Source organism: Hydrogenophaga sp. (assembly GCF_026125825.1).
Classification (GTDB): Bacteria; Pseudomonadota; Gammaproteobacteria; order Burkholderiales; family Burkholderiaceae_C; genus Hydrogenophaga.
Window position 1 is genome coordinate 24,584 of record NZ_JAHCKK010000044.1, and the last position, 12,278, is coordinate 36,861.

The 12,278-nt window shown below is 68.3% G+C and carries 11 protein-coding genes; 6 read left to right on the top strand and 5 right to left on the bottom strand.

Annotation, left to right across the window (positions count from 1 at the left end):
* Window positions 1-36 precede the first annotated feature (36 nt).
* On the top strand, window positions 37-966 hold the full coding sequence (locus tag KIT86_RS14755; RefSeq protein ID WP_297399632.1) for a LysR family transcriptional regulator: 930 nt from the start codon (window positions 37-39) through the stop codon (window positions 964-966).
* On the opposite strand, the gene KIT86_RS14760 is transcribed toward KIT86_RS14755, so the two are convergent.
* The gene (locus KIT86_RS14760; protein ID WP_297399634.1) at window positions 944-3,559 is read right to left on the bottom strand and encodes an ATP-binding protein; all 2,616 of its coding nucleotides are present in this window, start codon (window positions 3,557-3,559) and stop codon (window positions 944-946) included. The two genes, KIT86_RS14755 and KIT86_RS14760, sit on opposite strands and share 23 nt — an antisense overlap.
* A 147-nt stretch (window positions 3,560-3,706) precedes the next feature.
* Here KIT86_RS14760 and KIT86_RS14765 point away from each other — a divergent pair, with 147 nt between their 5' ends.
* Entirely contained in the window at window positions 3,707-4,069 is a 363-nt protein-coding gene (locus KIT86_RS14765) for a response regulator (protein ID WP_297399636.1), read from the top strand.
* A 38-nt stretch (window positions 4,070-4,107) separates the two neighbouring features.
* Here KIT86_RS14765 and KIT86_RS14770 read toward each other — a convergent pair whose 3' ends face one another.
* Complete coding sequence (locus KIT86_RS14770) at window positions 4,108-4,344, bottom strand: hypothetical protein (protein ID WP_297399638.1); 237 nt, start codon at window positions 4,342-4,344, stop codon at window positions 4,108-4,110.
* A gap of 222 nt (window positions 4,345-4,566) precedes the next feature.
* Between KIT86_RS14770 and KIT86_RS14775 the strand changes: the two genes are divergently transcribed.
* From KIT86_RS14775 to KIT86_RS14790, 4 genes are all read left to right on the top strand, one after another.
* Window positions 4,567-5,061: a DUF421 domain-containing protein gene (locus KIT86_RS14775; protein ID WP_297399641.1), complete on the top strand. Its 495-nt coding sequence runs from the start codon at window positions 4,567-4,569 to the stop codon at window positions 5,059-5,061.
* Window positions 5,062-5,182: 121 nt separating this feature from the next.
* Window positions 5,183-5,488: a hypothetical protein gene (locus tag KIT86_RS14780; RefSeq protein ID WP_297399643.1), complete on the top strand. Its 306-nt coding sequence runs from the start codon at window positions 5,183-5,185 to the stop codon at window positions 5,486-5,488.
* Between the two features lie 101 nt (window positions 5,489-5,589).
* Window positions 5,590-6,072 carry a hemerythrin domain-containing protein gene (locus KIT86_RS14785; protein ID WP_297399644.1) on the top strand — a complete coding sequence of 161 codons (483 nt, stop codon included), beginning with the start codon at window positions 5,590-5,592 and terminating at the stop codon, window positions 6,070-6,072.
* Between the two features lie 36 nt (window positions 6,073-6,108).
* Entirely contained in the window at window positions 6,109-8,520 is a 2,412-nt protein-coding gene (locus KIT86_RS14790) for a catalase (protein ID WP_297399646.1), read from the top strand.
* Between the two features lie 13 nt (window positions 8,521-8,533).
* On the opposite strand, the gene mltB is transcribed toward KIT86_RS14790, so the two are convergent.
* The 3 genes from mltB to KIT86_RS14805 form a co-directional block, all read right to left on the bottom strand.
* Window positions 8,534-9,472, bottom strand: coding sequence for a lytic murein transglycosylase B (gene mltB / locus KIT86_RS14795; protein WP_297399652.1), 939 nt, complete (start codon window positions 9,470-9,472; stop codon window positions 8,534-8,536).
* Between the two features lie 140 nt (window positions 9,473-9,612).
* Window positions 9,613-11,718, bottom strand: coding sequence for a DUF3488 and transglutaminase-like domain-containing protein (locus tag KIT86_RS14800; RefSeq protein ID WP_297399648.1), 2,106 nt, complete (start codon window positions 11,716-11,718; stop codon window positions 9,613-9,615).
* Window positions 11,712-12,278: DUF58 domain-containing protein (locus KIT86_RS14805; protein WP_297399650.1), on the bottom strand; the 567-nt coding region annotated here is incomplete at its 5' end. The genes KIT86_RS14800 and KIT86_RS14805, both read right to left, overlap by 7 nt.

Below are 12,278 nucleotides of genomic sequence, written 5' to 3' on the forward strand. Positions count from 1 at the left end.
ACCATTTGATGGCTCATTGATAGAATTTGGGCATCAATGAAGACCTACCCCAGCCTGCGAAGGCTTCAGCAGTTCCGCCACCTCAGCACCACGCTGAACTTCCGGAAATCGGCCGAGGCCTTGCGCATCGCCCAGCCCGCGCTCAGCCGCTCGATCCAGGTGCTGGAGGAAGAGCTGGGCTTTCAGCTTTTCGTGCGAACCACGCGGTCGATGGAGCTGACCCCGGCCGGCGCCCACCTGCTGGGGCAATTGGACGCGGTGTTCGACGGCCTGCACCAGGCCGTGCGCGAGTCGCGCCGCCTTGCCGGCAGTGCGAGCAAGCGCAAGCTGCTGATCGGCTACTCGGCCCAGGCCGCCAACAGCGCCATGCCCGAACTGCTGTTCAGCTTCGGCGTGGGCTTCCCCGATGTGGAGCTCAACCTGTTGCAGGCGCCGTCCGAGCGCCTGTTCGACGAAGTCGTGGCGGGCGATCTGGACGCGGCTTTCCTGCTGCTGCCCGCATCGCTGGCGCCGTCGCCCTCGCTGGACAGTGTGCGGGTGGACTCGCACCCGATCGTGGCCCTGTGCCGCGTGGGCCATCCCCTGGCGCGCAAGCGCAAGCTGCACTTCAAGGACCTGCAGGACGTGGGCCTGATCATCGGATCGCCTGGGCGCTGGGGCACCTTCCGGGCGCTGCTGTTTGCGCTGTTCGAGCGCCACGGCTTCAAGCCCAAGGTGGTGTACGAACCCGACGACACACCCATCCTGCTGGAGTCGGTGGCGCGCAGCACGCATGTGGCGCTGTATGGCGGCGGCATCGTGGGCAAGCTGCCGGCCAGCATCGTGGCGATTGCGCTGGCGCATGACGACGCCTGCCTGCAGACCCACCTGCTGTGGCGAACGCCCACGGAAGGGGCGCTGGCCGAGCTGGTGGACTTCGTGCGCAACGGCCTGCCCGGGCGGGTCACGGGCTCAGCAGGGCCTTGACCCGGCTGGACAGCGCCGAGATCTCGAAGGGCTTGGTCAGCACCGCCATGCCCGGATCGAGGTGCCCATTGCCCACGGCGGCGTTGTCGGCGTAGCCGGTGATGAACAGCACCTTCAGGCCAGCCCGGCGGATGCGGGCCGCGTCGGCCACCTGGCGGCCGTTCATGCCCCCGGGCAGGCCCACGTCGGTGATGAGCAGGTCGATGCGCGCCGCGCTGTCGAGCAGCTTCATGGCCGCGGGCCCCGTCTCGGCGGTGAGCACGCGGTAGCCCGAATCGGTCAGCACTTCCTCGATCATGATGCGGATGCCCCATTCGTCCTCGACCACCAGAACGGTTTCGCCGTCGCCCGTCTGCATGGGGGCGGGCCGGGGCGCTTCCTCGTCGTCGATGCCCGGGCCGGTGTAGCGGGGCAGGTAGAGGCACATCGTCGTGCCCATGCCCACTTCGGAGTACACGCGCACCTGCCCGCCCGACTGGCGCACGAAGCCATAGACCATGGACAGGCCCATGCCGGTGCCCATGCCCAGGGGCTTGGTGGTGTAGAAGGGGTCGAAGATGCGCTCGATGACGTCGGCGGACATGCCGGTGCCTGTGTCCGTCACGCACAGCGACACGTATTGGCCGTGCGGCAGGTCGCGCTCGCCGGCGGCGCGTTCGTCCAGCCACTTGTTCGCCGTTTCGATGGTGAGGCGGCCGCCCTGGGGCATGGCATCGCGCGCATTGATGCAGAGGTTCAGCAGCGAGTTCTCGAGCTGGGAGGCATCGGCCTTGGTGAGCCACAGGCCACCGGCGCCGACCACCTCGATGTCGATCAAGGGGCCCATGGTGCGCCGGATCATGTCTTCCATGCCCTGCACCAAGCGGTTGGCATCGATGGGTTTGGGATCGAGCGTCTGGCGGCGCGAGAAGGCCAGCAGCCGGTGGGTGAGGGACGCGGCGCGGCGGATCGAGTCTTCGCTCATGCCGATGTAGCGTTCCAGGCCGTCCGTGCGGCCCTGGGCCAGCCGCATCTTGAGGATTTGCAGGCTGTTGCTGATGGTGCCGAGCAGGTTGTTGAAGTCGTGCGCCAGGCCGCCCGTCAACTGGCCGATGGCTTCCATCTTCTGCGCCTGGCGGAAGTGCGACTCGATCTCCATCAGCTCGGCCGTGCGCTGCTCGACTTTGTGCTCCAGTGTTTCGTTGGCCTCCCGCAGGCGTGCTTCGCTCTCCAGCAGCGCGATGTGACCCCGGGCGCGTTCCACCGACACCCGGGTGCGCTGCCCGACTTCGCGGATCAGGTCGAGCTCGTGCGCCTCCCATTCGCGGACCCGGTCGCAGTGCACGAAGCACACGGCCGCGAGCCGGCCGTTCTCCATGATCGGCACGTGGACGAGCGAGCGCGCGGATTGCAATTCGAGCGCCCCGGCCGTGGAGGCGGTCCTCGCATCGAGCCGCACGTCGGCGATGGCGATGAGCTCGCCCTGCTGGAGGCGGTCGATCGAGGCGCCGTGGTCGCGCCACCGCGCCGCACCGACCAGGGTGGCCACCCCGGGCGCGGTCCAGTCGCGATCGACCGTGAGTGTTTCCCCGCGTTCGTCGATGCTGCCGTAGCCCGCGCGGCTGGCCTTGAGCGCCTGGCCCAGGATCTCGGAAGCCGCCTGGGCGAGTTCCCCAGGGGTGGACAGCGCGGCGAGCCGCTCGCCCAGCGTCGCCAGGCTGTCGCGCTTCAATTCGGCCTGCACCCTGTCCGTGACGTCGATGCCTTCCACAAAGATCCCGTCCACCTGGCCGGCCTCGTTTCGCAGAGGCTGGAACACGAAGTCGAGGTAGCGCGTCCTGATCGGACCTCCGGGTTCGGTCTGCGTGGCGTACCGGGCGCTCCTGGCGGTGTGTGCCTGACCACTGGCGTACACCTCGTCGAGCCATTGCAGGTAGCCCTGCTCGACCGCATCGGGCAGCGCCTGCGCCACCGTCTTGCCAATCACGTCGCGGTGACCCACCAGTTGGAGGTAGTTGGGGTTGGCCAGCTCGATGAGGTGAGCGCTTCCACGGAGCATGGTCATGAACGACGGGGCCTGCTGGAACAGCTGCGCCATCCGTTCCCGCTCGCTGTGCACCTTGCGCAAGGCCTGCACCTTGGCCGTGGTCTCGACCACGATGGCCATCACGCCCACCGGCCGCCCATTCAGGTCGAGCAGGGGGGAGTAGTCCAGATTCATCCAGACCTGTTCGGCGCGGTTGTTGCGATGCAGGACCAGCTCCTGGTCTTCGAACCGCAGGTGGCCTCCCGCGAGGCAGACCGTCATCACCTGGTCGTTGAAATCGGCCACCTCGGGCCACCCCTTGCGCACCTCCGAGCCCAGCAGCTGCGGGTGGCGCAGGCCCGAGAAATGCGAGTAGGCGTCGTTGTAGACCATGAACCCGGGCTCGCCCCAAAGCATGACGATGGGCACCTGGGAACGCAGCATCAAGGCCGTGGCCACCTTCACATGGTCGGGCCATTGGTCGATGGGGCCCAGCTCGGTCGAGGACCAGTCGTACCGCGCAATGAGCCCGGCGAGCTCACCGCCGCCGGTCAGAAACAAAGGGGGTTCCAGGTTCGCAGCATCCATGGACGATCCCATTCAGGAACGGCGCGGGCCCAGGCCGGGCAAGACGGCGTGGGGGCCGGCAGGTCGACGCGCGAGCGGGCGCGCCGGGCAAAAGGCATTATGCTGTCGCGCGAACGGGCCCGTCGGGTCACCACAGGCAACACAGCCATGACAAACCAGGACCTGGACATATTGATCGTCGACGACTCGCGGGACGCGGCGGACTCGCTGACCACGCTGATGACCCTGATGGGGCACCGCGCGAAGGCGGCCTACAGCGGCAAGGAGGCCATCGAGGTGGTGGAGCGCTCGCTGCCCCTGTGCGTCATGCTCGACGTGCACATGCCGGACATGGACGGCCTGGAGCTGGTTCGCGCCTTGCGCGTGAAGTGCGGCGAGAACCTGGTGCTGATCGCGGTGACGGGGTCGGACGCCGATGACGAGCTGGCGGCGGACGTGTTCGCGCTGGTGGACTATCACTTTCTCAAGCCCGTTTCGCCCGAGGCCCTGGCCAAGGTCCTGCAGGCGTAGCGGCTTTTGCCCAGGGCGGTGGCGTCGGTGCGCGGCCATCACGTAGCGCTTTCGGTCTTGAGGGCGCCTCGGATGTTCAGGCCGGCCAGGCCGATCTGCAAGGCGATGAGCGCGTAGGCACCCGCCTGCCAGCCCCAGGCGATCCACAGCGCGTTGCTGGTGAGAAACAGCCAGAAGCCGGCATGGCGCCGGCCGGCACTGCGCGATGCCACCAGCCAGGACGCCATCAGTGTCACCAGCATGGCAGGCCATTGCATGAGGTCGAGCAGGTCCATGTGCCTCCAGACGGTTGTGCGCGTGATGTTGCCTGGGCACGCCGGTTCCGACTGTTCGCCATGCCACACAGGCTGAAGCGGTAAAAAGCGCTGCCGCACCGGACGATCCGCAAAATTTGCCGCAAGCGCCCGGGCGGCCTTTGCCTGCTGCGCCGCCGGCCCGACCGGGGCGGTGGGTGCGCCGATTGCTCCATGGGTGCTTTCACGTCATGAGAGGCCGCCATGTTCGCCTTGTCCACACCCTGGTGGGAGCTGCCCGCGCGGGCCGCGATGGTGTATGCGGTGCTGCTGGTGTTGATGCGACTCTCGGGCAAGCGCACGGTCGGCCAGTTCACGCCCTTCGACCTGCTGGTCGTGATGCTGCTGAGCGAGTCGGTCTCGGCCGGGCTCAACGGCGCGGAGGATTCGGTGACCGGCGGTCTGCTCGCCGCCGCCACCCTGATCGGCCTCAACGTGCTCGTGGCCACGGTGACCGCCCGCCATGCCTGGCTCCAGGCGTTGGCCGAAGGCGCGCCGGTGCTCATCGGGCGGGATGGCCGCTTCTTCGAGCCGGTGCTGCGACGACAACATGTTCCCCGGCGGGATGTTGAACGGGCTTTGCGGGAGGCCGATTGCGACCTCAAGGACATGAAGTATGCGTTTCTGGAGGCCGATGGCGGCATCAGCGTGCTCAAAGCGTCTGCGGGTGCCGTGAAGCAGGAGGGCGAGGGTGAGTGAGACGGCGTTGCCGCGCAACCGTCGCGCCGTTGAAGCTGCGGGCACGCGCCTTGCCCAAAAGGAGTTGCGTCCGATCCACCGTGGTCGCCGCAATCCCTTCAACACATGCAGGAGCAACGACATGGCATCGAACAACCCAGGCCAGCAAGGCCAACAGCAGGGCCAGCAAGGCCAGAACCAGCAGCAACAAGGCCAGCAGGGCCAGAACCAGCAGGGGCAGAACCCCGGTCAGCGCCCAGGCCAGCAAGGCGGCCAGCAAGGCGACCAGAGCAACCCGGCGGGACAGCGCGAACAGAGCAACCCCGGCGGCTCTGACCAGCAAGGCCGCAAGGAGGTCAACCCCTCCCAGCAGCAGGACGGTTCGCGCCCCGGCGCCCGTGATCAGGACGACAGCACCCGCCGTCCTGGCGGCAACAACGCCTCCTGAGCGCTGATGCCACGCTCCCACCCTGTCCGACGGCGGGCAGGGTGGGGCTTTGCCACCCATTCAAACAAACCTTTCCCCACACCCCCTACCAGGAGCCTCCCATGGCCACCACCCGAACCGAAGCAGATGCCTGCACCCTGCTGGACACCGACCACAAGGCGGTGAAGAAGATGTTCAAGACCTACGAAGAGCTCGCGGGCTCCAAGGCGCGCGGCGTCGCGCAGAAGAAGGTGGAACTCGCGCACCAGATCTGCCAGGAGCTGACGGTGCACGCCACCATCGAGGAAGAAATTTTCTACCCCGCGCTGCGCGCTGCACTGAAGGACACCGGCATGCTGGCCGAAGCCGAGGTGGAGCACGCGGGCGCCAAGGACCTGATTGCGCAGATCGAGGCCATGGACGAAGCCGATGAGATGTTCGACGCCAAGGTCAAGGTGCTGGGCGAGTACATCGACCACCACGTCAAGGAAGAGCGCAACGAGATCTTCCCCAAGGCCAGGGCAGCCAAGTCACTGGATCTGGTGGCCATGCGCGACGAGCTGATGGCGCGCAAGGAAGCGCTCATGGGCGCGGAAGTCGCCTGAACGTCCCCATCCCTTCCAATTTCTTGAAAGCCCACTGTGCCTAAATCCAAATCCCCCGACTCCGGTGGCGACAACCGGGAAGCGAACAGCGCTTCCCGGGCCGCTGCCCGCCAGACCGACAGTGGGCCTTCCCAAGTCCAGCCTGCCAACGACCCCGCCGTGCTCAAGGCCGCCCACACGGGCGAGATGGCCGAGGGCATGCCGTTCAACGCCAACAAGGCCGGTGAACACGGTTTCGACAACGGCCTGTCCGTGCAACCGGGTGCCACGGTGGAGGCGCCATCGCGTCTGCCCACGGGCAGCACCTTGTCCGAAGAAAACCACTCCGAGAAAACCGGCAGCGTGGCGGCCGAAGGCGTCAACTGGGCGATCGAGTCGTTGGACCGCGTGCGCGTGGATTCGTCGGGCCAGGTGCTCACGACCAACCAGGGCGTGCCCATTGCGGACAACCAGAACTCGCTGAAGTACGGCGTGCGCGGTCCTGCGCTGCTGGAAGATTTCATCCTCCGCGAAAAGATCACGCATTTCGATCACGAGCGCATCCCTGAGCGCATCGTGCACGCGCGCGGTTCGGGCGCGCACGGCTTCTTCGAGTGCTATGACGCGTTGACGGACATCACCAAGGCCGCGCCGTTCCAGGACGCTGGCAAGGTCACGCCCGTGTTCGTGCGCTTTTCCACCGTGCAAGGCGAGCGGGGGTCGAAGGACACCGCGCGCGACGTGCGCGGCTTCGCGGTGAAGTTCTACACCGACGAGGGCAACTGGGACCTGGTGGGCAACAACATGCCGGTGTTCTTCATCCAGGACGCCATGAAGTTCCCGGACCTGGTGCATGCCGTGAAACCCGAGCCGCATCACCAGATGCCGCAGGCGGCCAGCGCGCACGACACGTTCTGGGACTTCGTCTCGCTCATGCCGGAGTCGACCCACATGCTCATGTGGGCCATGTCCGACCGAGGCATTCCACGCAGCTATGCCACCATGCAGGGCTTTGGCGTGCACACCTTCCGCATGGTCAATGCGCAGGGCGATTCGGTGTTCGTCAAGTTCCACTGGAACCCCATCTACGGCACGCATTCGCTGGTCTGGGACGAGGCGGTCAAGATTTCGGGCGCGGATCCCGACTACCACCGTCGCGACCTGTGGGAGCGGATCGAGGCCGGTGCCTTCCCCGAGTGGGAGCTGGGTCTTCAGATCTTCACCGAGGAGGAGGCCGATGCCTTCAGCTTCGACGTGCTGGACCCGACCAAGATCGTGCCCGAGGAACTCGTGCCGGTGCGGCCCGTGGGCCGCATGGTGCTCAACCGCAACCCGGACAATTTCTTCGCCGAAACCGAGCAGGTCGCCTTCTGTGCGGCGCACATCGTGCCTGGCCTGGACTTCTCGAACGACCCGCTGCTCGCGGGCCGCATCCACTCGTATGTGGACACGCAGATCAGCCGCCTGGGTGGTCCCAATTTCCACGAGATCCCGATCAATTCACCGCTGGCGCCTGTGCACAACAACCAGCGCGACGGCATGCACCGGCAGGCCATCCACCGCGGCCGGGTGAACTACGAACCGAATTCACTGGCGGGAGGCTGCCCGTTCCAGGCTGGCGCCGCGCAAGGCTTCGTGTCCGTGCCGGCCCGCATCCAGGCCAAGGAGGAGCAGGGCAAGGTGCGCGCCAAGCCCGAGAAGTTCGCCGACCACTACACGCAGGCGACGCTGTTCTTCGAGAGCCAGAGCCCGGTGGAGCAGGCCCACATTGCGGCGGCCTTCCGCTTCGAGCTTTCCAAGGTGACGGTGCCCGCGATCCGCGAGCGCATGGTGTCTTCGCTGCGCAATGCGTCGGAAGCCTTGGCCGCACAAGTGGCCGAGGGCCTGGGCATGGCGGCGCTGCCAGCACCCATGCCGCGCGCGCTGGACAACCCGCCCAAGCCCGAAGTCAGCCGCTCGCCAACGCTCTCGCTGCTCGCGCGCCCAGGTGACGGTTCCATCAAAGGTCGCAAGGTGGCCATGCTGGTGGCCGACGGGGTGAACGGCCAGAGCGCCATGGATGTGCATGCCATGCTGTTCGCGCAGGGCGCGTCGCCTCGTTTCGTGGCACCCCGCATCGGCCCGGTAAAGACCGCGGATGGTGTGGCGATCGACGCCGATGCATCGCTGGAGAACGAACCCGGTTTCCTTTTCGATGCCCTGGTGCTGCCCGACGGCGAGGAGGGGGTTCGCACACTCTCGCTCGATGGTCACACGATGGAGTTCATCAAGGACCAGTACCGCCATTGCAAGCCCATTCTGGTGCTCCCGGCGTCGGCCACCCTGTTCAAGGCCGCCGGTGCGTCCCCCACGCTGCCTTCGGGCGAGGCCGATCCGGGCGTGGTGCAAGGCGGGGATGCCGAGACCTTTATCGCCGCCATGGCCAGGCACCGCCATCCGGAGCGCGAGACCGACCCGCCGCGGGTGTGACGCGCGTGGCGCTTCAGCGTTCGCCGACCAGCGCCTTCACGGCGTCCCCCAGCTCGATCACCGCCAGTGCGTAGTAGCTGCTCCAGTTGTAGCGCGTGACCACATAGAAGTTCTCGGTGCCGGCGATGTAGCTCGAAGGCGCGCCCGCGTTCTGCAGTTCCACCAGCGCCAGCTGGCCGGTGTGTTGCAGCGCGGGGCCTTCGAGCACCGCGCCTTTGCCGGTGAAGCTCGCGACCCCGAAGCTGGGCAGGATGTCGGGGGCGAGCAGCGTCTCGAGGTCTTCCGTGCTCTGGTTCGGATCGAAGCGCACCGGGTAGTGCGTGGGCATGCCGGGCTGCCAGCCGAAGGCCTTGAAGTAGTTGGCCACGGAGCCGATCACATCGGCCTGGCTGTTGAAGAGGTCGACCTTGCCGTCGGCGTCGAAGTCGATCGCGTATTTCACCCAGCTGCTGGGCATGAATTGCGGCCAGCCCATGGCCCCGGCGTAGCTGCCGAGGTAGCTCAGCGGGTCGGTGGCGGTGCGTTCGGTGAGGCTGAGGAACTGCTCCAGCTCGCTGCGGAAAAACTCGGTGCGGGCGGCCGCGCGCGGGTGGCTGGTGGGGAAATCGAAGGCCAGGGTGGCGAGCGCGTCGATGACGCGGAAGTTGCCCGTGTGCTGGCCGTACAGCGTCTCCACGCCGACCACGCCCACGATCAGGCTGGCGGGCACGCCGAATTCGGCCTCGGCGCGCGCCAGCACTTCGCGGTTGGCTTCCCAGAAGCGCTGGCCCGCGCGCAGGCGCACCGGCTCGATGAAGCGCGCGCGGTAGGCCGCCCAGTTCTTGGGCACACCGCTGGGCGCGGGCTGCATGAGGCGGATGACGCTGGGCAGGCGCTGGGCCGCGCCGACCTGCTGGCGCACCCAGGCCGGATCGAGGTTGCGGCGCTCGGCCAGGTCGGTGGCAAAGGCCATGGCGGCCGCGCTTTGCGCATAGCTGTAGGCGGGAACCTTGGCCGGGCTGGCCGGGCGCGCTTTGGCAGGCGATTGCGCCAGGGCGCTGGCGCTCAGGCACAGGGCCAGGGCAGAAGAGGTCAGTAGGCGGGCGAGGGCGTTCAACGGGGGTCTTTTCGGGGCCAGGCCAGGTGCCGGAATTCGCTTTGCAGCGTGGCCAGGGTGGGTGTGTCGGCGGTGCCCGGGCGGGCGTACCGCTGGGCTTCGAGTTGCAGCAGCCATTGTGCAACGCGCTGCGCCGCCTGCGAGGCGCCCCAGTGCTGTTGCACGCGCAGGGCGAGTTCGCGCGGGGGCGTGTGCTCGCTGCTGTCCAGCCCCGAGGCCTGGAGGCGCGCGCGGGCGCGCTGCAGCAGGCGCAGCCAGGGGTCGTGCTGCTGGCGCTCCCACAGCGTCCAGGCCGCGCCGAGCAGGCTCACCAGCACCACCACGCCGATCAGCACATAGGCCAGGTCCGCCCAACTGGGCGACTGGAAGCCCAGGCGCTTGAGCAGGTCGAGCTGTTGGCCCTGGGTGTAGTTCAGCACCCACTGGTTCCAGCGGTTGTTCATCGCCTCCCAGACCGCGCGCAGCTGCGCGGCGATGTCGGGGCTGAGGTTGCGCAGGGTGCCGGCGATGGCGCCTTCGGGCGCGCTCAGCCGCTGCAAGGAGCCCACGCGGGCGGGCGCGACGGCGGCGGTGGGGTCCACGCGCACCCAGCCCTGGCCGGCCTGCCAGACCTCGGCCCACGCATGGGCGTCGCGCTGGCGAACGGTCCAGTAACCGTCGACGCTGTTCATCTCGCCGCCCTGGTAGCCCGTGACGATGCGCGCGGGAATGTCGAGCGCGCGCATGAGGATGACGAAGCTGCTGGCGATGTGTTCGCAGAAGCCCTGGCGGCGGTCGAACCAGAATTCGTCGGCGGTGTGCTGGCCGTACACGCCGGGCGTGAGCGTGTAGAGATAGCCGCCCGTGCGCAGGCGATCCAGCACCGCGGCCACCAGCACGGGCGTGGCCTCGGGGCCGCTGCCGTGCTCGCGGCGCAGTTGCTGTGCCAGCGCCAGCGTGCGCGGGTTGTAGCCGGGCGGCAGTGCCACGTGCTCGCGCAGGGCCGGTGTCAATGCCAGCGGGCCATGGCGGAACGTGGGGTGGCTCGTGGCGCTGAAGCGCACCAGACTGCCCATGGGGCGGTCGGTGAGCCATTGCAGTTCGCTGGTCATGCGCACGCGCACGTCGGGCAGCTCGGGCGCTTGCGCGGCGGCTTCCAGCAGGAACAGCCACGGTCGGCGGTGCGGCTCCATGGTCACTTCGTAGCGCACCGGGTCTCCCGAGACCGACAGCTCGCCCGGCAGTACCTGCCGCGTCGGAAACTCGGCGCGCGCGGGGCGCCACTCCACCCCGTCGAAGGCGCTGAGCACAGGGCCGCGGAAGTAGAGCTGGCCTTGCGGTGGTGGGCGGTCTTCGAAGCGCAGGCGAAGGGCGATGCTGTCGTCGAGCACCAGCTCGGCGATCTGGCCCACGCGCAGGGTGCTGGACAGGCCGCTGCGCCCCCGGTCGTCGGCTGGCACGCCCCACAGCGGCGAGAAACGGGGGAACAGCAGGAACAGCACCAGCATGATGGGTGCGCCCATGGCGGCCATGCCGGCGGCGATGCGCGCGGCCTGCGCCAGGGGCGGCCGGCCCACGGGCATGTGGGCGTTGACCAGCGCGGTGAGCAGCCCCAGCAGGGCGATGAGGATGCCCGCCGCCGTCAGCAACGACTGCGAATAGAAGAAGTGCGTGAGCAGGGTGAAGAAGGCCAGGAAGAACACCACGAAAGCGTCGCGCCGCGCGCGCATCTCCAGTGTCTTGAGCGAGAGCAGCACCACGATGAGGGTGACACCCGCTTCCTGCCCCAGGAGCGTGCGGTGGGTGGCCCAGGTGGCCGCGAGCGTGAGGCCCAGCAGCCCCAGCCGCCAGGGCCAGCCGGGCAGCGGCAGGCCGCGCAGCGCCAACGTGCCGCGCCACACCAGCACGCCCGCGGTGAGCGTGCTGCACCACCAGGGAATGTGGGCGACCTGCAAGGCCACCACCCAGCCCACCACGGCGAGCAGGAACAGCGTGTCGCGTGTTTCACGCGGCAGGGACGCGAGCCGGGCTTCCACCCGACCTTGCCGGCGCGACGGGCCTGCGCCCAGGGCGCGCCCTCCTTCAGGGGCGGCGTGCGGAGCGCGGCGGGGCGTGCTCAGCATGTCGCCAGCGCCTCCAGGCAACGCGCGCGGTGCAGCGGGCCCTGGTCGGGCGCAATCTCACGGCCCGGCACGCGCAGGCCGTAGTCCAGCCCGAGTCGGTCGGCCATCAGCACCCAGGCGGTCAGACGCGAGAGGCGCGCTTCCAACGTGCTGTGGCCACATTGCGCGTGGTCCAGCCAGAGCTGCTGGCGTTGGGTGGAGAGGGCGTCGCGGCTCACGAGCTCGTCGCGGCCGGCCGCGAAAGCCTGGGCGGCCTTCTTCCACACCACGGCCTTCATGGGATCGCCTCGGCGGTAGGCGCGCACGCCATCGAACTCCCCCGTGCTCTGTACGCGCGCGCTGCCCGAGCTGCCGGCCTGGGGTTCACCAGGCGGCAGCGGCGGTGGGTGGCTTTCAGGCTCGGGATAGACCAGCACCGTGGCGGCCGGGCGCCACACCGTCCACACGCGGAAAGTGCCCAGGGGGAACAGCGTGAGCGCGGTGAGGGCCGGCAGCGCGTGCAGGCCGCGCCCGGGCACCGGCCAGGCCACCTGCACCGTGGTACTGCCTTGCGCGGGCAC

Coding starts and splice junctions, on each gene's coding strand:
- KIT86_RS14780 (WP_297399643.1), top strand. CDS start 5,183: ATGGCATCGAACAACCCAGGCCAGCAAGGCCAACAGCAGGGCCAGCAA.
- KIT86_RS14755 (WP_297399632.1), top strand. CDS start 37: ATGAAGACCTACCCCAGCCTGCGAAGGCTTCAGCAGTTCCGCCACCTC.
- KIT86_RS14765 (WP_297399636.1), top strand. CDS start 3,707: ATGACAAACCAGGACCTGGACATATTGATCGTCGACGACTCGCGGGAC.
- KIT86_RS14800 (WP_297399648.1), bottom strand. CDS start 11,718: ATGCTGAGCACGCCCCGCCGCGCTCCGCACGCCGCCCCTGAAGGAGGG.
- KIT86_RS14760 (WP_297399634.1), bottom strand. CDS start 3,559: ATGGATGCTGCGAACCTGGAACCCCCTTTGTTTCTGACCGGCGGCGGT.
- KIT86_RS14770 (WP_297399638.1), bottom strand. CDS start 4,344: ATGGACCTGCTCGACCTCATGCAATGGCCTGCCATGCTGGTGACACTG.
- mltB (WP_297399652.1), bottom strand. CDS start 9,472: ATGGCCTTTGCCACCGACCTGGCCGAGCGCCGCAACCTCGATCCGGCC.
- KIT86_RS14775 (WP_297399641.1), top strand. CDS start 4,567: ATGTTCGCCTTGTCCACACCCTGGTGGGAGCTGCCCGCGCGGGCCGCG.
- KIT86_RS14785 (WP_297399644.1), top strand. CDS start 5,590: ATGGCCACCACCCGAACCGAAGCAGATGCCTGCACCCTGCTGGACACC.